The 20,845-nt window shown below is 44.9% G+C and carries 16 protein-coding genes and 1 pseudogene; 7 read left to right on the forward strand and 10 right to left on the reverse strand.

Annotated elements, in window-relative coordinates; genetic code table 11:
• Window positions 1–194: pseudogene (locus tag NDI52_RS29330) on the forward strand (IS630 family transposase); the annotation flags it as partial.
• Here the strand turns inward: NDI52_RS29330 and cas8a1 are convergent.
• The 4 genes from cas8a1 to NDI52_RS29350 all read right to left on the reverse strand — a co-directional run bounded on the left by cas8a1 (window position 180) and on the right by NDI52_RS29350 (window position 4,491).
• Window positions 180–761, reverse strand: coding sequence for a type I-MYXAN CRISPR-associated Cas8a1/Cmx1 (cas8a1, locus tag NDI52_RS29335; protein WP_348256834.1), 582 nt, complete (start codon window positions 759–761; stop codon window positions 180–182). The pseudogene NDI52_RS29330 and the gene cas8a1 sit on opposite strands and share 15 nt — an antisense overlap.
• A 14-nt stretch (window positions 762–775) precedes the next feature.
• A complete protein-coding gene (gene cas6 / locus NDI52_RS29340) occupies window positions 776–1,462 on the reverse strand; it encodes a type I-MYXAN CRISPR-associated protein Cas6/Cmx6 (protein ID WP_191132072.1) in 687 nt (228 codons plus the stop codon).
• 383 nt (window positions 1,463–1,845) lie between these two features.
• Entirely contained in the window at window positions 1,846–3,276 is a 1,431-nt protein-coding gene (locus NDI52_RS29345) for a hypothetical protein (RefSeq protein ID WP_191132071.1), read from the reverse strand.
• Window positions 3,277–4,284: 1,008 nt separating this feature from the next.
• Window positions 4,285–4,491 (reverse strand): hypothetical protein, encoded by a 207-nt coding sequence (locus NDI52_RS29350; RefSeq protein ID WP_191132070.1) that lies wholly within the window; start codon window positions 4,489–4,491, stop codon window positions 4,285–4,287.
• Window positions 4,492–4,633: 142 nt separating this feature from the next.
• Here NDI52_RS29350 and NDI52_RS29355 point away from each other — a divergent pair, with 142 nt between their 5' ends.
• The 5 genes from NDI52_RS29355 to NDI52_RS29375 all read left to right on the forward strand — a co-directional run bounded on the left by NDI52_RS29355 (window position 4,634) and on the right by NDI52_RS29375 (window position 8,142).
• A complete protein-coding gene (locus tag NDI52_RS29355; RefSeq protein WP_191132069.1) occupies window positions 4,634–5,020 on the forward strand; it encodes a hypothetical protein in 387 nt (128 codons plus the stop codon).
• Window positions 5,017–5,361 carry a hypothetical protein gene (locus NDI52_RS29360; RefSeq protein ID WP_191132068.1) on the forward strand — a complete coding sequence of 115 codons (345 nt, stop codon included), beginning with the start codon at window positions 5,017–5,019 and terminating at the stop codon, window positions 5,359–5,361. Before NDI52_RS29355 ends, NDI52_RS29360 begins: the two co-directional genes overlap by 4 nt.
• Window positions 5,362–5,472: 111 nt before the next feature.
• The gene (locus NDI52_RS29365) at window positions 5,473–7,299 is read left to right on the forward strand and encodes a DUF262 domain-containing protein (RefSeq protein ID WP_348256835.1); all 1,827 of its coding nucleotides are present in this window, start codon (window positions 5,473–5,475) and stop codon (window positions 7,297–7,299) included.
• A gap of 35 nt (window positions 7,300–7,334) precedes the next feature.
• Window positions 7,335–7,757: a hypothetical protein gene (locus NDI52_RS29370; protein WP_191132066.1), complete on the forward strand. Its 423-nt coding sequence runs from the start codon at window positions 7,335–7,337 to the stop codon at window positions 7,755–7,757.
• 73 nt (window positions 7,758–7,830) lie between these two features.
• Window positions 7,831–8,142: a hypothetical protein gene (locus tag NDI52_RS29375; RefSeq protein WP_191132065.1), complete on the forward strand. Its 312-nt coding sequence runs from the start codon at window positions 7,831–7,833 to the stop codon at window positions 8,140–8,142.
• A gap of 172 nt (window positions 8,143–8,314) precedes the next feature.
• Here the strand turns inward: NDI52_RS29375 and NDI52_RS29380 are convergent, their stop codons facing one another.
• From NDI52_RS29380 to NDI52_RS29400, 5 genes are all read right to left on the reverse strand, one after another.
• Window positions 8,315–9,262 (reverse strand): TnsD family Tn7-like transposition protein, encoded by a 948-nt coding sequence (locus tag NDI52_RS29380; RefSeq protein WP_191132064.1) that lies wholly within the window; start codon window positions 9,260–9,262, stop codon window positions 8,315–8,317.
• A gap of 421 nt (window positions 9,263–9,683) precedes the next feature.
• The gene (locus NDI52_RS29385) at window positions 9,684–11,390 is read right to left on the reverse strand and encodes an ATP-binding protein (protein ID WP_313954855.1); all 1,707 of its coding nucleotides are present in this window, start codon (window positions 11,388–11,390) and stop codon (window positions 9,684–9,686) included.
• Complete coding sequence (locus tag NDI52_RS29390) at window positions 11,377–13,782, reverse strand: DDE-type integrase/transposase/recombinase (protein WP_191132063.1); 2,406 nt, start codon at window positions 13,780–13,782, stop codon at window positions 11,377–11,379. The genes NDI52_RS29385 and NDI52_RS29390 overlap by 14 nt, the downstream gene beginning before the upstream one ends.
• Before the next feature lie 21 nt (window positions 13,783–13,803).
• Window positions 13,804–14,646 carry a TnsA endonuclease C-terminal domain-containing protein gene (locus NDI52_RS29395; RefSeq protein WP_191132062.1) on the reverse strand — a complete coding sequence of 281 codons (843 nt, stop codon included), beginning with the start codon at window positions 14,644–14,646 and terminating at the stop codon, window positions 13,804–13,806.
• 30 nt (window positions 14,647–14,676) lie between these two features.
• Window positions 14,677–15,936: an alpha/beta fold hydrolase gene (locus NDI52_RS29400; protein ID WP_348256836.1), complete on the reverse strand. Its 1,260-nt coding sequence runs from the start codon at window positions 15,934–15,936 to the stop codon at window positions 14,677–14,679.
• Between the two features lie 546 nt (window positions 15,937–16,482).
• Here NDI52_RS29400 and NDI52_RS29405 point away from each other — a divergent pair.
• Window positions 16,483–19,860 (forward strand): PAS domain-containing protein, encoded by a 3,378-nt coding sequence (locus NDI52_RS29405; RefSeq protein ID WP_190775840.1) that lies wholly within the window; start codon window positions 16,483–16,485, stop codon window positions 19,858–19,860.
• A 344-nt stretch (window positions 19,861–20,204) separates the two neighbouring features.
• Here NDI52_RS29405 and NDI52_RS29410 read toward each other — a convergent pair whose 3' ends face one another.
• Entirely contained in the window at window positions 20,205–20,714 is a 510-nt protein-coding gene (locus NDI52_RS29410; protein ID WP_190775399.1) for an MAPEG family protein, read from the reverse strand.
• Window positions 20,715–20,845: the final 131 nt, after the last annotated feature.

Here is a 20,845-nt window from a genome sequence, read left to right on the forward strand (position 1 = left end):
TGGCCGAAACCGAACTCAGTGTTCTAGCTCGGCAATGTTTAGATCGCCGCATTGCCGATGAAGAAGCTTTACAACGAGAAATCCTGGCTTGGGAGGAGCGTAGAAATACCCAATTGCGAACCATCGATTGGCAATTTACGACCGATGATGCGCGGATTGAACTCAAACGGCTTTACCCCTCATTTCAACCTTGACACACCACTAGTATGGTGGCGGTAAGCGTAGTGACGTACTGCTAGACCTGGGTATAACCACCCCACAATGCCAATTCCCTCCCGCCGCAAATTCCCTTGATCGTCACACAATTGCTTGGCAAAATTTTGATGGGCGTAGGATCGCACCCTCTTATAGAAAAGTTTGACTGGGCGATCGCCAATCTCAACCACTATATGGTCTGTTCCATCTGATTTGACAGATGTAGGGTGCTGAAGAAAGGTATTAATCATACCTCTGTGGATTGCCAGTCGGGCTTGAATGCTCATCTGATGTGGCTTGAGTCCACTCAGCTCAACGAAGCCTTCCTGACTTATCTGGAAAGATTGCTTCAGCAACCAGTCAAAAACTTCAAAATCTGCTCCATTCCACTTAAGGCATATTGAGTCGGATGACAACGACCAATCCAACCCGCCTTCCCGCTGCGCTTTTAGTGAATACTTCTCCTGTAGCTGGTGGAGAGACATCCACAATCCAACAACACCAGCATTGTGGAGCCAAGTCGCCCCAGGGTCATGTAGATGAATTTGAAGCATTTTGGCACTCATTTGCTGCACTACCCCTAATGCTTCAAAAATATGCCGCAACCCATCTTCCGCTTGCCACCAATTCCATAGGTTTGTAGCAGGAGTGAATCCTCTTCACACAGGTCTTCTATTTCAACCCCAAAACCCACAATGGTGTACTTCTTAACCTGAAGTGTTCTTCGCCTAGGAATACCTTCTGTATTCGTAAATAAACTAACACGCCCCCGAATACCCCGTTGTTGAAGCTGTCGCTCCACTGCTTCTAAAAACGGCTCTGGTTCTTGAAAGCCTCTGATCGTGACGATACGTGAGTACAGCTTGGTTGCTGGTTTGAGGAGATGAATTTCAGGAATTCCCAACCAGATCTCATGCTTACCGATAGTTAACTGCTTTCCTGCCAGTGGGTATAGTAGGGGCACTAATTCCGCAGGTACACGAATCCTAAGGCAAGAGGTGTCATTTAGAGTAAGAACGCCCTCTTTTGTCTGTATCCCGGTGATTGGTTGAATGCCAATATCTTCTAGAGAATGGATTCGATCCTGAAAATGTGAAAGAGCTGCATACAGGGCATAGCTATGGTCAGAGGGTAGTACCTTACCCTGCACCCGGAAGTTTAGATCCACATGGGGCAAAGGAGAAACAACTTCATCATAAAAAGGATGAAAGGAGTATTCTTGCTGAGAATTTTGTACTGGTACATTGTCTAAAAATATTTGTTCCATCTGTAGATACACAACAAATTACTGATACCCAAGCATCGTTTGTGTCTGTTGAAGCTCGTTCCCCGTTTACTGCTCGGTATAGGACCAATGCTGAAAGCACCAAAGGTTGAAGTTCATCTTTAACCTGATGCAAGCCACTAGTTAACGTACCTTTTTAAAAAGGTACATTCAAACTGCCAACTTTTTGCTTTACGAAGATGCGATGACAAAAATCGCTAGTAAAATTAACAATTCTCAACAAATTCTTGCAGAACTTAATACAGCCAGTTCTGACAAATCTTCAGCATAATGAGCTAATGCCCAAGATTTACAGTAATCAGGGCATCTTTAAAATTTTTCTATGTGACGAGTTCGCTATTGGTTATGGATTGCAAGGAGTTACCTTACTCCGCAGGTGTATCCTTTTCAAGAATGTGCAAGATAGCTTCGAGGTGTTTTACTACTCTTAACGATTTGCTTGCACTCAAATGTTCTATTTGCTGAATCAAATTTGTTAGAGTTTGTGAATCAGGATTATAGTTTTCTAGTGCTATTCCTAAATCCTTGAAGAATTTGGCAACTTGTTTAATATCTTGCTGTTGTATCGAAGTTTTAAGTGATGTGCAAGGCCATGTCACGCTTATATGTTTGGAATTCTTCTGAGATGAAGACAAGTCTCGATCGCAAGCACTTAGTCGTTCTGGTACGAGAGGTATATGCGATCGACGAAGCATACTTGGATTGATTCGCACCGGAGTACCAAGAATTGCTACTGTTGCCTTCTCAGTAGCTCGGGCTACAAGTTCCCACGCATCTCGTTCAGTTAAAGGTTGCCCCAAGGCCGATGGAAGTCGATTAGACCCTAATTTGGTAAATGCAAAATTATTTTTTGTTTTAATCCTTGGTCTCCACTTCTCTATCCAAGTTGTCAAATCGTCCTTTAACTGAGGCAGGTGCAGCTTGACTGGTATTCCAGAGTAACCAGTTTTGTGCTGAGTTTCTGTCACGATCACCCAAGAACCATCGGATTCACGGAGGAGATTATGTGCTGGCACAAGTTGACACAGGGTCCGTAACCGAATTGGACAAAACAGCAGGATACTCGTGATGAGATACCGTTGCCACGATCTCAAAAGCTCAATTTCCGATCGCTCTTTTCCAGCAGAATCAATTTCTGTGCAATCTTGGCGCAGATACGCACTAATTTTTTGGCGAAGTTCGTCCGTTAGCTCATAAGCATCCTCGGCTAACCTAGCTTTTTCACCTTTTTTAGCTACTAGTTCGTCATTGTATTGGCGTCTCAAAATGCTGATGTAGTTCCGAAGTTGAGCGATCGCCGGTAAATCTTGAGAGGGATTAGTTTGCACATCAGCATGTTGCCACGCTGCAATCAGCATTGCAGATTGAGCAACATTTAATGCCCAGCCATGCGAGTTTCCACGCTGTTCCAATCCCCAAGCGATGAAATCGGACAGCAAACCCTGATTGGTCAGATCCTCTAATTTAATGTCTTTTAGGTTTGTTGCGCGAACACAGGTCAACCACCCTAAAAAGCTCAGAATATGATTCTTGTAGGTTCTATAGGTTTTTGGGCGAATTGGTTTTTCGCGGCGTCGAGAGTTTTCAGTCCTAGTCCAGAATTCCTCTAGCTGATTTAGTTGTTCCTTTAAAAAAGCAGGCAACTCATCTTCCGATGCAGAGTAAAAGCTTGTTTTGAGCCTTTGCTTGCCCTTCCGGGTCTTTTTTGCATCTTTAGGAACTTCAGGATCTCCTAATGCCCTTGTTTTGACGGGTTTACCTTTTTTAGTGGGAGGATCTGTTTTTTTGGACTCCATAATCTTCCCCAAAAACCCCTGTCAAATACACTGAATCAAGTCACTCAAAGACTAGGCTTGATAACGCACTGTCAGTCCGACAAGTACTCAAAGCTTTGAATAGAGCAGGTTTCAGCTTTCTAGGATAACAAGTCCATAAACTCATCTAGTAATAATCTTCTTTCTTCTTAGAATTGTAGGTCTTTGCTGGGGAGTTTGTAGCAAAAGACCCAAAAAGCCCATTACGAAAGACTTCCAGGTTTTTGGGCTTTAAAGACCTTTAAAGATTAGAAGATAAAGGTTTTTTAGAGAAACCTTAGGTTTTCTCTAAAAAGGGGTAGCTGAAATAGCTGTATTCCTTATCTGGCGGCGGCTTCAAGGCCAGGGGGTTTTTAGGGGATGAAAAACCTCACTGGTTAGACCCATGGCTTTGATTAGAAAAGCTGCGGCAAAAACCCCGAAAAGCTCACCCGAAAAGGCTTTTAGGTCTTTGGGATGTTAGAGTTGGCGGAGTGAGGTTTTTGGAGATTAGAAGGTGAAGGTCTTTTGGAGGACTGGGAGGACTTAGGTTTTCTCTAAAAAGGGATGGCTGAAATGGCTGCATTCCTTATCCGGCAGCTTCTTCAAGGCTAGGGTCTTTTTAGAAAATGCAGAATACTACTGGCTAACAACTTAGAAGGGTTGATATGACCGGCAGGAGTTAGAGGGACTGGAGACCGAGTTGGAATTTGCAACATTTAGGAAGTAATGCTCTCTCGGCAGGTATAAAAGCTATAAACCCTGGATGCTGGACTTGAAGGACGTTTTAGGGCACGGGTCTTTCTAAACTTGCAGAATATTGACCATGGACTAACCCTGATTACCTAGAAGTCTAAGAAGAATTTAAGAGCTTTACCATGCGGTCTTAAAACTCCTCCAGACCAAGAGATGGGGAGCTTTAAGGGGGAAAACCCTAAAAGACTTGGAAGCAAAAAGCTTGTACTCAAGGAAGCTAGAAATTCCACCTTTTACTACTCATCGAAAACTTGACTAGCTTTGCGGCTGGTCTTTAGAGTCTAGCTCTTCTTCTCGGAGGAGTTTTTCCTGCTGCTCAATCCAGGGAAGAAATGCCTCTTCCATTCCCTGCCCAAAGTCAATACCTCTTTCACTACAAATAGCCTTAAACCTGCGGGCTATGCGCTTTTGGACATGCCCTCTCACCTGAATGTAGTTTGGATCTTCTGCTTTGCTAGCCAAGGTTGCGGGGTAATAACACATGAAGTCACATGGGTCATTTTCCCACGACATTTGAAAATGTTAAGTTTTTGCAAATTTGTCACTTTTGCAAATTTGCAAATTATACTTCTAGCAATCCCCATTGCTTGAGAATCGGCTTTTTATGGAACCTAGTTCATCTTCACAACCTTCTCGGGGTCATTGGAATCTGGTGTCTTTGCGGGTGAAAGACCTGGAGTTAGTCAATTTACCCGAATGTTTGCCTCAAGAATTAGAGGTTCCTAAATACGACATCGGATCCCGCTGTCAGTGGGTTCCTCCCACTGAGCTGACAGACAGGGGAACAATCATTGGGCGAGCATTTGTGCCATTTGGGAAGACAGAACAGGGATGTCTGAGTTGGAGTTGGCTCTATTTAGTGTTTTTGGATTCTGATAGTCCTTCCCGCTCTTGGGTTGTAGCGGAGTGGGCAGGGGAAGATGACATCGAGGTACTACGAACATCAAACACCAGCTCAACTTCCTCGACTACCTGGGAGGGTTCTCAGTGAGTCGTACACCTAGACCTAGACCTTTCGGTCCACAGGAAAGAACCCTGTTTCGGCTGTATGTCAACTGCGATCTAGCTTTGGAGCATCCCCGACAACTTCAGAGTGAATATGATCTGTCATATGAAGAACTTGCTTTTATTGCAGGCTGCACAACCCGGACGATCGAGCGGTGGATGAGCCAGGGGCAAGAACCCAAAATGGTCAAAGAGGTTTACCTTCGCCGATTGAGTGAGTTTTATTTTTTGCTGCGGTGCTATCATCATATCCCACCGGACTTATGGAGCATTATTTGCCCTTTATCGGAAGCGGATCGGGCAATTCTTTATCCTCCAACTGAATAGCTGTAACTAGTTTTGAATCTTCCCGACAATTGTCGGTTTTTTCTGGAAAGACCTTGTTTGTTCAGTACAAGCGATCTATTGTTGCCAACATTGAGTTCTACCCATTGCTACATGGCAACAATGAACACACCTATTTCCGCCTTCGATCTGTCTAAGGAAGCTTTGCCGGATTTGCTCCTAAAAATTCAGCAAGGGTTTATTCAACTCCCCGATCTTCAACGCAGCTTTTGCTGGCATGATGACCTGGTAATCGATTTGCTGGCGAGTGTCAGTCAAGGATGGCCGATCGGCGGCATCTTGTTGCAAGAAGTAAGCAACGGTTCCTGGAAAGTTTGTTCTCGGTTGGTTGAAGGAGTGCAGTTGGAGCAAGTTCCAATTCCTACCGAACTTATTCTGGATGGGCAGCAACGGTGTACCACGCTCTTCATGTGTTTGTTTTCCAATCGCCCTGTGCGGGTGCAGAGTCGTCGAAATGGCAAAATGAGCGATCGCTGGTATTACATCGACATTCAAAAAGCCCTTGATTCTGAAATCGAGCGAGAACAGTGTATTCTGGGCTTCAACAATCGTCGCATTCGCCCTGGTTTTGCAGGGCATCCTGCCATCAATTGTTCTGCTCCAGAACAGGAATATGAATTAGGGTTGTTTCCCCTATCCCAGGTGTTTAGTTACGCAGCTTGGCGGCAGGGGTATTCCAAATACTGGCAGTACGATCCCACCAGGTTAGAGCTTCTGGATCGATTTGAGCGTGAGGTCATTAAGCGATATGAGCATTTTCAAGTGCCCGTGATTCGTCTTAAACCAGGGCTACCCAAAGCCGCAGTGTGCAGGGTTTTTGAAAAGGTGAATACCCAATCGGAGCAGTTGAACTTCTTCGATTTAGCAACCGCCTGTTTTGCTAGCCAGGACTTTTCACTTCGCGATGACTGGGCTAAGCGGGAGCAGCGTCTCAAGCAGCATCGGGTACTTGAGACGGTTAAGGAAACGGACTACCTCGCTTGTGTTGCCTTGGTTGCTGCTTATCATCAACGCCAACAAGCGATCGCAGCAGGGGTGCCTCCTCAAAAGCTACCCGCCGTGGCTTGTAGTCGAGAAGAGGTGCTGGATCTGTCGTTAGCGGATTACCAGAAGTATGCTGACCAAGCCATTGCAGGCTATGAAGAAGCTGCGCGGTTCTTGTATGGCCAAAAGATTCAAACGGCTGGTGATTTGCCATACCAAATTCAGTTGGTTGCTTTAGCTGCAATTCTCGCAGTTGTGGGTTATCCCCAAGATTGGGTACGCGCCAAGCTAGAACAGTGGTTTTGGTGTGGAAGTTGTGCCGCCTTATACACCTCCTGGCATGAACGTCGGGCATCCCGGGACATGGTGGAAGTACCTGCCTGGTTGAATGAAGGCGGTGAGTTACCCAACACGGTTCAGATGGCACATTTGCAGGCTGAGCGATTACTAATGGTTCGGCGGCGACATGGAGCTGTTTACAAAGCGATCAATGCTTTGCTACGCAAACATGGGGCGATCGACTTTGCCGCCGGAGAGGCATTGGCGGAGATCAATCTTTTCAATGATCCGATCGACAGCCATCATATTTTCCCAGTGGCTTATTGCAAAAAACAGGGAATTCCTAAAGACCGTTATAACAGCTTGGTCAACTTGACCCCGCTATCTCGTTTGTCGAATCAAAAGATTGGGGGAAAAGCTCCCAGCCAGTATTTACGGGCATTGGAGGCAGAGGGAATTAGTCGGCGGCGGATGGACGAGATTCTGCGCTCGCATCTCATAGACCCGGAAACACTACGAGGTGATGACTTTGATGCTTTTCTCAGTAAGCGTGCCCAGACCTTAATGGAATTGGTCAATCGGGCGATGGGGAAAACACCTGTTAGTAATTTGCTTGAAATTACCTCGCCTTCTTCCTCTCAGCGGGAAAGTGCTTGATAAAGGCGATCGCCCTCTAAATGGAGTGTTTTTCCATGTCTCAATCGTTGGATGATTACCGAGTTGCGTTGTTGGAGCGATCGCGAAACATCCGGGATAGCAATCAATCGATACGGTGGCACTTCTCGCAAACGATGCGGTTAGCGGAAGAGGCAATCCTCTGCTTGTACTTGCTGTTGGTAGAGGCGATCGCACAAGATGTGCCATTGACCCTGCCACCAAGCAAAGAAGTGACGTCGCCCACATCAATGGAAGACCTACGGCAGCAATGTTGCAAGCTAGCAGAACAGTTGAATCGGGCGGAACTCAATTTAACCCAACAGCTAGAAGTCATCTTAGAACTGGTTGGTTGTATTGCCCGGTTAGTTAGTTTGCACACTGAGCAGTCTAAACAGATCAACACCCTACACTGCTCAACTTCCTCTAGAAGTACGGGCATTAGTCGTAGACGTAGATAGATAGTACGGTGTTTAACTCATGTTCAAGAAAGATTCACTACGCTTACCGTGTAGACGGTATTTTTATATTTCGATGTTTCTAGCTCGGTTACTGGGCTGGAATAAATTCCTGTTGTTTCGACAAATCTTGCCTTACAAATACGCCCTTAAAGTTCAGAGTTGGTTGTTGCAGGCTTGGGCATTAGAGCAAAAACGATTGTGCCATGTGACATTTCAGGTTTTAGAGCGATCGTTTACAGAAGGAGAAATTTTCTTAGATGAGGCTACGGCGGAATACTTGAAAGACCTGAAAGCACTGGAAGCTGAAGGTCGATACAACGTGGTTTTACATGAGCTGTACATACCACGAGACAAATCACAGGAAGATGTTATTAGGATGGAGTGAGGATAAACCCATTTCCAATCATCGACCAGCGAGCAATGCATTCATCATTGAAGAAAATGAAAAATAGGCTGACATAGGGTGCCATCCAGTAGCAGGTCTTGACTAGAATGGCATAGCGCAATAGTACAAGCGATTCCTGAAATTAACTCTATTTTTACTGTCTTGATAGAACCTAATAGGCGAAGAAATCTTGTAATGAATCAGACAGAAAATTGATCAGTAGAATATGTCTTACTCGATCGATCGTCTGCTCAAGATCGCATGCAAGCAGGCATTGGATAAACTGATGTTTTGAGCTTTGAAATGAAACAGGTAGGATGTTATCCAGAAATTCCTCGCCATAGAAATCACAAAGCTCCTCAAAAAACTTCGTTTCGTCGAATGTAAAGTTCGTCGCAGTATCAAACTTCAGAAAACCCTTCTGAGCAGCATAGTGGTGATAACGCTTACGAAGCCAAGCTAATCCCCTGAACGGGATCTGTCTATCTATCAACCGCTCAAGGGATTCTGTATAGGCAGTCATTCTATGCTTTGTCAAGTCCGTATAAGAAGGTACATTATTGTTGATGGGACAGGTGTCAGAGTCTGCCGCTATGTAATGCAAGGCTTTTGAGTTAAGGCAGACTGTACTATTTAGCAATGGAACTTCGTGATCTGGGCAAAGCACAATTCCTGGAATTTGATGAGTCCGGTGCCAATAGGCTTCTCCCAATTCGTCAGATTCCTGCTCAAAACACTGCGGACAGAATTTTAAGTAGCTATGACAAGCCTTTTCTACATTCAGCGGAATTTTTGCGATTGTTGGAACTGAAGCCCTACCCTGTTGAACCATCACTTGTCTCAGCAGCTCTGTTTCTACTGGTATTAGAAATTGTGCATAGAAGGGGTACAAGGTATGACCCTGAATGAAATAGTCTGGCGTATAGTTCGCTTTAGTCCACAGTTTTCTAGTTAAACGCTTAAGGTTACTTGGAAGGAGAATATCCCAAGGTTGTTGAGGTAAGGTATCAAATAACTTGACTTGCGCTTCTTTAACTTTACGGTAACCGCTCCGAATGTAATACCTTACCAAAATGCTATATAACAACTCATCTACATATGGCTTTGGTAGGGTCAACATAAGTAGAGAGCCTTGAGTTTCTGAGGGATCGACAATGGCTAGATAAGGGTTAGAGCAGTTTATAACTACGTTTACTTACGACTACCTACTTAGTGCAATTTAATGAAGTAAAAACACAGCAGAACCAAAAATGAATTTTATAAACACCTGCTGCTCCTGTAATGATTCAGGTTGTTGATATATGGCGTCAAGATTATGTAAATGCAGCATAAGTGAAAGGTGTTCGGTTGTTATACTCAACGGCACAATTTGCCTAAACATCGCTATCATTGATGCAACTAGACTTGCTGTGTTCAAGAACCATTTGCAATAGCATTTTTTCATCAAGTGATAAAAAAGTTATTTAAAGGCTTAATCAAAACTTGTCCCACTCTTGAGACTGGAACCTAAATTCTTTCAAGAGGAATTAGGAAAAAACTCATTATTCACAAATGTCAAATAAATCGTACATTGGATTGTCACGAATTAATCCTGCAGCGATCCAAGCTTCGTAGACCGTCATTTTATTTTTTGTTGCTTGGTCAGCCACTAATCGCATATCCAAGTCTCCGTAAATTGGTTTTACTTTTTGTTGCTGTTGCGGTTTCTCACCCTTTTGGGTTGGTTCAGTTTCGACTATCGGTTCAGTCTTTAATGCAAGTTTATATGCCAATTTTGTCAAAGATGAGATATCAGATTTATCTTCACTATTAGCCATAGCTTTTTCTGCACAGACTTTGGCTATAGCAGGTTCTACTCCTAAATCAAGCAGTTCAATAATAACCAACCGGATTTCTGCTGTTAAATAGAGGGAACGTTTTGATTGAAGTTCGAGCATTAATTGATATTCGTCTAGTTTGGCTTTCTCTAATTCAGCCAGGCAATTGTTGTAATAGATATCTGTTTTCAAGGGCTTAATACTACCGTATCGAAGCTTCCAATCTTTGTGTCCCTGTCTAATATATTCCAACATTGGCAATAATGGACCTAATCCATCAGCCGCCACCTGCCTTATTAGGTCGATCGTGATGATTTCTTTTCCACGTAGAGAGATTGCTTTCCACTGCACCATCTTGTACAGTTTGATAGCAATATCAATAATGCCCTGTGTGATCTCATAAAAGACTGACTTCAGTTCCTCTGAGAGGGGTACAAGAGTCTTAGTCCACTGAAAGGACCACATACCAGTCATGAACAAGGACCACTGCATAGGATTCACAATCCTATCCCATATCGTGAATTGCATCCCCGTGGCTCGTCGAGCAGTAACAAACGTACTAAATAGTTCTTCCATTTCGTTTGTTCCAACCCGAATTACTGGAACACCCAAAGTATTATCTAACTTGGTGAGGAAACTCAGAACCTGTTGACGATCTGTTTGGAGCTTGAAAAACTCTTGCATTTCGTCTATGACCAAAAGACCAAGATGGTGTTTGTGTGCTAGCTGAGCTACTTGAGCTAGCATGTAATCAACCGAATTACTATTTGAGCCAAACTCCTTAAGGTAGCTAGTTCCAAGTAGGTTGTCAAACGCCCTAAAGATCTCAATGCATAGCCCTTTCAATGAAGTTGTTGGGCAATCGATTTTTATCCAGACTACTTGACACAATCCACCCAATTCAGGATGAATGATGACTCTAGGATACAACCGCAGTATATTTTCAATATTCATACTTTTTCCTATACCCGATGGTCCACACAGGGTCAGGCTAGGCGCTACTGTAGGACATCCGATATATTCTTCCAGCTTATTTCCAGCTCCGTCCTGAATTGCTTTGTAAAGCTGTAAAGCCCGCCTTGCATGTTCTGGATTTGAAGGATTACGATCTGCTCCCAAATAGCCGCTCAACAGCAGAATTCGAATTTTATGATACAGATCAATTGTCTTTGCCTCTATTTCAAAGTAACGGGATAAACGCTCAATGCAATCAAGCCGTTCGTGTGGTTCCCATTGGATTTCATCAACAGAGAATAGAGGCTTAATCTTCCCATATTGACTAAACTCTAGAGACGACAATGAAAGAGGTAATGCACGGCTCATCGGATTATAGTTATATTCCGGTTGCTTATGATTCTGATACTGAGCAACCATTGCCCAGTAACCATTAGGAATTTTGACAAGTTCTGCTGACTGGCTAGCTACGACCACGATTCTCCCCCTTTTGAATCTCCAACAGAAGTTCCAAATCACTTAACTGATCTAATTGCAAGGGTTCAGACACGTCTGAATCGATTGATGGCTTAGATGAATCTGTAGAAGTTTGTGCTACTTCAGACTCCGTAGATTGAGGTGGGGCATCTGACGTTTCTCGTAGCAATTCAAGCCCACTTGAGGCAATTGATGCTTCGGTTGAAGATTCTGGAGTTTCTGGCAAATCTGAGTTTGCAAACTGCGGCTTAGATTGTAGTGATTTGAATGCTTGTTCTCCATGCCGAATTTGCCGTTCAATTGCTCTCTTATCCCCCATACTTGCTATGCGCTTGTGACCACTGGTTGGAGTAGCATCTAGCGCAGCCTGAGTCATTTCCTTACCTTGAGAAGCAATTTGGGCTAATCTAGTATTTAAATCAACTTTTGCCTGTAAATCTGTACCTTGGTATCGTTGACGGTCTAGCTTCTCATGAGCAAATAGACATATAATATCCTCAAAGTGCTTGCTATGATACCGCTCTTCAACATCAATCAGGTCGCAAGGCTCGAAGGTCTTATTATCGGCGTTGGGAAGGTAGAGCATCTCAGGTGCTCTAATATCTAAGCAACCTATCAGATTGCGTTTCGATTTAGGCATTGAACTACTTCTTACCTGCTCAAACCACTGCTCCTTGTAGGCTTTCTCACAGGTGTAGTACAAATCCACAGGATGATTGATGTTGTATATAGGTAAATTTCTGAGTTTAAGCTTGAGTCCACTTTCTGTGATCGTGACTGGAAACGTAGGCAGTAGGCAATATTTTACAAAGTTTAGGTCATCCTTGACCGGACGTAAACCTCCAGAACGTCGAGTCAGTGACCAGTTCCATATCTCTCTTGGAATCTTAGGAACGTTTGCTGCAATCATCTCCTCGTCTCGTTCATAATTGTCGAGAGGATGCTTGTTGTTATAGTACAAAACAATTTCGATTGCCATCTCTGTAATTTGGTCGAGGTCGATGTCCCCGTCAAATCGATAATCACGTTTGCCCTGTTGACGGTAGCGAGGATTGACAAAACCTGAAGTAAATGGCTTCGTGTGCTTGTGAAATTTTGGAAAACAGCCTTCAATCAGTCCTTTAAAGTCTGGGCGACCTGAAGGGGCATTTTCGATCGCAACATGAAGGTTTGGGATATATCGTTGTTCAATGGGACTTCTGACTAGCTCTCCGCGATCAGCTAAAATCGTACTTGGCAAGTGGTGACAAGGCCATTCTTCAGGGGCAATTTCTCTTCCATATCGCCTACAAAACTCTACTTTGTCCTCAGCGCAGTTCATTAATGCCATCATCGCGCCTGTCCATGAAGGTCCCTCAAGACCTACGTACAGCCCAACAATCATTTCGCTGAAAACATCAATCACGACGTAGAGAACTGGTCGTCCAATAATCCAAACTCTATTGAATTTGGAACAGATGTAAATATCTAGGACCGTTGCATCGATTTGAAAACGGGACCCTGCTCCGCGCGTTTCTGCTTTCGATGAACCTGTCACGGCTCGGTGATTAAGTGCAAAATACTTACTCCCCTGTCGTGCTGAGGTGACTTTTTTAACGTTTGGATGGATATGTTTGTAGTAGAAATGGCGAAGTTCATGAATTGTAGGAATCTGATTTGGAGGTCTAATCTCCGTAAGCCTTTTCCCTGATTCGTCATAGTACGATTGTTGTGCGTAGGACTCTGCTACCATTAATTGATAAACAGTTTCCATTGAATTTTCTTTAGTATTGAGGTAGTAGCGGATAAGAGCCGAACGGAAAATTCTCTTATCATCTTCGGATGTGTTTACTCCTTCACCGACGTCTTTGTCATCCTTAAACTGTCGCGGTCTACCCATTTTCGCGGTACCCGGTTTTCTAGAAGTACCTTTTCCTGAAGAATTAGCGTAATCGGGCACTAAAGCATTTATTGTCTTACCTCGCTGCCAGTACCGTCGAAGGTAGTCATGAACCGTTTTGATATCTAATTTGTTCTTCTGTTTCCCATCGTTATAACTTTGAACAAATTGTTTTATCAACTGACCGCGCGTTTTTCGGTCATATATCTCAGGTTCGTTAATGGCTAAAGCATGAACAATTCTCCAAGCTTTATCACGAACTTCTCGCTCTCTATTGTTCAAGTCTTCATCACGAATTATTCGTGCCCATGGGTCGGGAATGCGCTCGGCAGTTCCTGTAGCTAGTGCATCCAAGATATCGGATACACGTCGAGGTTCTGGAAATCCATTCTTCGCAGAAATGTCAAATGTAAAAGCTAATGTATCGTCAGTCCAAATCACTCGCTCAATTAGCGGTGAACCAGACTCACAACTCCAGCGTATGACTTCTCGCTCGAATAAATAGGATTCCATAAGGTTATTCTTATTGAGTGATTACGTGTTAGGCGGCGTGAAGTCTGTAATTTTGTCTGTTAGCAAATAACCGCTGATTTTTGTGTTTAACAAATCCATCTGAACCTCCTTGCGAGCAAGGAGATAACGAAACAAGCGTAGTGATGTTGCACTTCCAGCAAGGTTCAATTCCTTGTCCAGTTGCTCAGTTATTTGATTAATTTTTACACCTTTTGTTTGGAGGCGAATTTTCAGCATATTAGCGGTAGCTTGTAAATCCGCTGCACTTATGTCACCTTCATCTTCAAGCCAGTAGTCATTATGAATCCACTCAAGGTTACCGGCTAAAGTGCGAGAGACTCTCTTTTCTGTAATAACATCCCAATCAGTACCAAAATGAGCATAGTATCGGCGCTCTAATTCAAAATTCTGACTTACAAGATCCTTGGATAATTTACCTTCGGGCTTCATAGTTCGAGCAATTTGCTTAATTTTCTCACCATCTCTAATAGTGAGCATAAAATCAGTAGTGAAGATCCAAGGTGTACCGTCTTGAGCACGTGGATACTCTATACCCATATCACGTGCTATTTTCATCCCCAATTCATAGTCAAGCAATGGGTACTGTTCACGAATGTCAAGAACCTTATCGGACCACTCGCATAGGAGGAAGAAACGTTTTTCATTGTCGGAAAAAAGGTGATGGACCCTTTTTTCAGTTTTCCAACCGGGATATCGGGAAGCGCGCCCCTCTGAAGAAAATTCTTCTACCCTGTGCCAAGGGCGGTAAGAAAACCCTTCACCAAATCCTCTGGCCTCATCAAGATGATTCTTAAATGTTGAGGCACACCATCGATCGAGAGCGCGGCTTGTACTGGGTCTCATGAAGTACCATCTTGTTATGAGGTACATTTATTATATAAATTGGTGGGTCGAGTTGCAAATTGGTGGGTCGAGTTGCAAACTGGTGAACCGAGTTGCAAAATCCCACCAGGGCAAGCAGGCGATCGCCAAAGGAAACCATAATCGCAATCGGCTCGGAATCAGCCACCACTGGAGCCAGACAACTTGTGCCATTCCACCAAAAGCAATCCAAAGCAGCAAAAACAGTACCAACCCAGAGATAAGGGTACCCCAGGTAAAACGGGGTAGACGCGCCAGTAGCCCTAACCAGACTGAGCCAGCAATGAGGAACCAAACTCCCACCGCTCCACCCACTTGCACACCACCCAAATCCTGAAGATTGAATTGTGGGTTGAGCAGCAACAGTCCTGCCACAGCTACCAGTGGTGCAACCACCAAACCTGCCCACCGCCGAAGCGGGGCTACCTCTACCGCAATGTCCGATTTGCTGATCCAGGGCGCAAGGGCCGCTAATCCTATCAACCATCCCAGTAAATGCAAACCGTACCAGGCCATGCGGCGATCGCGATACTGGCTATCCTGAGCTTTGCCAAAAGTTGTATTCAACCAGCGCAGCGCAGCTTGATGGCTATCATCACTAAACAAAATCGTGATGTGTTCTACGCCAGGAATGATAACGAACTCCCGTGCTTGCCCCATGGCAAAATTCTGATTTTCCCCACCGGCTTGGGCCAGTAGCCGTTGGGCATTCGCCACAAAACCACCTTCTCCGCTCCCCGCCTGCAACTGAAGATTACGCGGAGCTTGCGGCGTGACACTCGCCCCTGTGGGAGATACGGCGACAGTTGCCGCAAAGCGATCGGGAGCCCGAATACTCGCCATCATTGCGATTCCACTTCCCATGGAATGCCCCAATAGCGCTAAACGCGTAGGATCAACTTCCGGTTGCTGTAGCAGGGCTTGTAGGGCAACATCAAGATTTTGCTGAAGTTCATACCGTTGCAAGCGAGCCTCATTGGCTCCATGCCCATCGAAATCCCACAGCATAACCGCATAGCCTGCATGGGCCAGTACATGGGCATAGCTCAGCATCAACTGTTTAGAGCCAGCAAAACCATGGGCAATCAACACGCCCGGTACTGCCTTTGCCTGTTGAGGAGCCAGGTATAGCAGGGGGACATCCTCCTGCTGGAGCGATCGCACCTCCAATCCGGCTCGGGCTGTTGTAATTCCCAACCAGGATGAAACGATCAGCAGGGCTGCTGCCAGCAGTAGCCCCAAGCGTTTACGACTTAATGGTAAAAATCTCAACTCAAGTTTTCCTTAACACCACGTACAGGTCTGTTTGTAATTTTTGGTGGGTCTTTGACTCCACAAAAAAATTCTTCATCTTATCTATAAGTTTCAGGAACCGAACCTTATAAATTGACTAGACACTACTGGTGTAGCGTAAAAACTGTTTCCTTTAATGGCTTAAGAGAAACCTTTTTCCTCTAACGGCTCATGAAATTGTCACTGAATTTAGACGGGGCTGATGTTTCGTGACACTCTAACAGACCGTTTTAAGCCATAGCAATAAACTTTCTGCTGCTGAACGTGTAGCGCTATAGACTGAATTGATCGAAGAGTGTATCTTCAACCGACTATTTACTCCTTTTAGGGAAATCATTTCCCTTTTCGCATACGTGTATTTACGGCTACTTTAAATAGAGTTAAAGTAGTAAAAAGTACGCAATGTTTTGCTTTTAGGTTTTATTGCAGCTTGTTCATAGTAATGTTGAGTAGTTCTAACAAATGTTAAAGCTGCTCAAATTTTGTGCATACTAACAGGGACATTAACGTTCTATTAATGTTGCTATGAATTCTTTTCATCAAGTAAAATTGCAGCCTCAGTCACAGCAGGAAGCCTTGCTAAACCGGATTGTGAGTCGCATCCGGCGATCGCTGCAACTGCAAGATATATTACAAACTACGGTTGCCGAAATTCGTGATTTTCTTCACATCGACCGCGTTAAAATTTACTATTTTTATCCGGATGAGCATGGAGAAGTCATTGCCGAATCAATTGATGGCGAGCGCCTGCCGTCGTTACTGGGTCTGCACTTTCCCGCTGATGACATTCCACCCCATGCCCGCGAATTATTTGTAGCGGCACGGCAGCGATCGATTGTTGACCTGTCCCAGCAAGTACTGGGTATCAGTCTACCCAATGCCTCCAGAGTGGGAGACACATCAGAAGGCGATATTCGTTTTCGTCCTGTAGACCCGTGCCATGTGGAATATTTACGGGCAATGGGGGTTCAATCCTCCGTAGTTGTTCCCATTCTGCAACAGGAGCGGCTTTGGGGGCTGTTGGTGGCCCACCATTCGGAGCCACGAGCGGTCTCTGATTCAGAGTTGGATTTTTTGCAATCAGTCGTGGATCAGGTAGAGGTGGCGATCGCCCAATCGCTGCTTCTCATCCAGGTGCAAGAACAAGCCCAATGCGAGCAAACGGTCAATCAAATTGCGACTATGCTGCATTCCTGTCAGGGCGATCGCTTTCAAAAAGCTCTTGAGGCGACTGTTGCGGCTCTACAGGGTTCTGGAGGGCGCCTTTTCCTGCAACCATTAGACGGGCACCCTGCCAAGGCTCCTTATACTTGGGGTGAGCAACCACAAACCGCAAAGTGGTGCAAAGAACGGCATCTGGAGGAACATTACCTGTGGCAAGACCTTATGCAATCGGCCGCGGCTGCCTCATTGAGTCAGCAGTCTAGCCAACCGAGTAAGCTATGGGCTATCACGGACCTTTACAAGAATCCTCAATTCCGAACTCTGGTGAGTTGTTTTCAATCCACCGCTATTCGAAGTGTATTGATTCTTCCGTTGAGTCAGGAACAGCGGGTAATTGGTTGTCTAACTATTTTCCGCAACACCGTTGAAACAGAAACGTTGTGGGCCGGGCAATTTGATTCCGATGAACGACAGATAATGCCGCGCCAATCATTTGAAGCATGGCGCGAGTACAAGATAGAACAGGCTCGCGAGTGGGGAGATGGCGACCTGAACTTAGCCCAGATGTTAGGGAAGCACTTTGCTCCAGCCCTAGGGCAGTACCAGTTGCAACATCAGATTCAAGCCTTGAACGACAGCTTGGAACAGCAAGTACAGGCACGCACGGCTGAATTGCAACAATCGCTGCGGGAATTAGCGAATATCAAATTTGCGCTGGATCAATCATCAATCGTATCAATTACTGATTGCCGTGGCATTATCCATTATGTCAATGATCGATTCTGCGAAATTTCTCAATATGAGCGTGAGGAGTTGTTAGGGCAATCTCATCGCATCATCAACTCGGGTTACCATCCCGGTGCTTTCTTTACTCAAATGTGGAAGACCATCGCAAAAGGTCAGGTGTGGCGGGGTGAGATTAAAAACCGGGCCAAAGATGGTTCATTTTATTGGGTTGATAGCACCATTGTGCCGCTGTTGGATGCTGAGGGGAAGCCATACCAATATGTGGCGATTCGAAATGATATTACGGCTCGCAAAACTGCCGAAGCAGAACTAGAGCAGACCAAGGTATTTCTAGAATCTGTATTGAATACGTTGCCTGTAGGAGTCGTAGCAAAAGCAGCCGATGACTTGCGATTTGTGCTGTGGAATCCTGCTGCTGAAGCAGTATTGGGGTTGAAAGCAGCAGACGTGTTGGGCAAAACGGACTACGATTTATTCCCGGCCGATCAAGCCGATGGCTTTGTGAGTAAGGATCGAGAAGTTCTACAAACAAACCAGGTTAGTGACATTCCCGAAGAGGAAATCCAGCTTGGTGAAGGGGAAACTCGCGTTCTACATACCAAAAAAACAGCTATTTTAGGAGCAGGTGGTAACCCTGAATATCTGCTCGCTATTACAGAAGACATTACGGATCGGAAACGGGCAGAAGTTGCTTTACGTGAGAGCTTGGAACTGTATGAATCGCTGGCCAATGTGTTGCCACAATGTCTCTTCCGCGTTGATCGCAAAGGAAGGCCTGTCTTTGCAAATACTGCATTTCTAGATTCTGTTGGGCTATCGCTCAATGAACTCCGACACAAGACACTTTATGACTTGTATCCAAAAGAACTGGCTGACAAATACACAGCCGATAATGAGTATGTGATGCAAACAGGCGAGGTTGTCGATATTGTTGAGGAACATCAACTACCCAGTACAGGCCAACGTATTTATGTGCAGGTGGTCAAAGCTCCAGTACGAAATACAGAAGGTGAAATTGTTGGTTTGCAGGGCATCTTCTGGGATGTGAGCGATCGCAACCGCGCTGAAGAAGCACTCCGCCAATCAGAGGCGCAACTTCGGGAAAAAGCCCAGGAGTTAGAACAAACGGTACGTGAACTGCAACAAACCCAGGCCCAACTGGTACAAACGGAAAAGATGTCAAGTTTAGGGCAACTGGTGGCCGGGGTTGCTCACGAAATTAACAACCCTGTTAACTTCATTTATGGCAATCTCAGGCATGCTCGCGACTATGCCCATGACTTGTTAAATTTGCTCCAACTGTATCAGCGGCACTATCCCAATCCTGCCCGCGAAATTCAAGATGCAGCCGATGAAATTGATTTCGCATTCCTCAAGGAAGACCTGCCAAAACTCCTGGCTTCAATGCGCGTAGGAGCCGATCGCATTCAGAAAATTGTACTGGCCCTCCGCACTTTTTCCCGTATGGATGAGGCGGAGATCAAACCAGTCGACATCCATGAAGGGATTGATAGTACGCTGATGATTCTACAAAATCGTCTGCGGGAAACGGCAGGGCATCCCGGAATTCATGTGGTGAAGGATTACGGAGAGTTACCTCTAGTTGAATGCTATGCCGGGCAGCTCAATCAGGTATTTATGAATGTTCTGGTCAATGCAATTGATGCGCTAGATGGGTTAAACAGCCGCCGTACTGCTGACGATATTGAGGCGAATCCAAGTATGATCACGATTCAAACTCAACGTTTGGGCGATCGCCATGTTCGTATTCGTATTACTGACAATGGCCCTGGCATCCCAGAGTTTGTTCGACAGCGTCTATTTGAGCCATTCTTCACAACGAAGCCTGTGGGTAAAGGAACAGGATTGGGCCTGTCTATTAGCTATCAGGTTATTGTGGATAAACACGGTGGTAGTCTGACCTGCAATTCTGAGGCCGGTCAGGGTGCAGAATTTTTGATTGATTTACCCTTGGTTGCAAGGGCTAGTTAATGCCTTAACAGGCTAAAACTTTTATGGTAGAGGCGGTATACATACAGCCTCATCATAAGGGTTTTAGTATATAAAGCTGTGCGCGCTGATTACAGCGCTTTTCAAGCGCTTAAAATCTGGTTATTTTTGTGAGAGCCGCGCGGAGAGCGGCTCTCACAAAAATAACTGTGGCTGACTCAAGCGCAAAGCGCTGTAAGTATGGTGGTTTACTTAATCAATGCGCACACTATATGGCAATACTCTGGACAGTTTTTCTGAAACCGTTGATTTTGCGTGCGCGAAGCGCACGCAAAATCAACGGTTTCAGAAAAACTGTCCGAACTAATGATATGGAATTTATTCAATTAAATCAGCCCCTGGTAACCGTAGTAGAGACAAGCGATACTACCAATGATGTAAACAAACCAGGTTAAGAAGAAACCAGTGGCACGACTCAGCGATGGTCCGTATGTCGTAATGACTCCATAGGCGTGGGCGATGCGCGCTATAGTCAGTGCACTTCCCAACACCCAGACTAACCATCCCTGAGCTTGCATGAGTTCAAGGGCAGCAATGAACAGAAGTCCATGCGGTACATATTCAGCAAAGTTACCATGTGCACGAACTTTACGTTGTAATGCACCTGCATCCACCTTACTTCTTTGCAGTTTGCGCTGGGTTAACCGTTCGACAGTTATCACCCAGGGATTAGGATTATCTAAAGGATTAGGCTGCGACATCACATCCTCTGTTGCCTCCCCGTGCCAAATCCTTGTTTTGACTCGCTCTGATGCTGCAATGTACGAGAGGATGAAGGCAATCAAACCATGTAACCCAATAAACAAGGTTGATACTGGCACAAGATTGGTCGTCATAGCTGAAGAATAGAGTTCACTACGAAAGGAATGCTAATAACGTTACAGAAAAGCATTTCCACTGTCTTTTCAATTCTTGAGGGTAGATCGAAGGATTCTCAAGAAATTAACTTTTTGCTTATCTGCTTACA

Source organism: Leptolyngbya sp. PL-A3 (assembly GCF_039962325.1).
In the GTDB taxonomy this organism is placed as follows: Bacteria; Cyanobacteriota; Cyanobacteriia; order Elainellales; family Elainellaceae; genus Vacuolonema.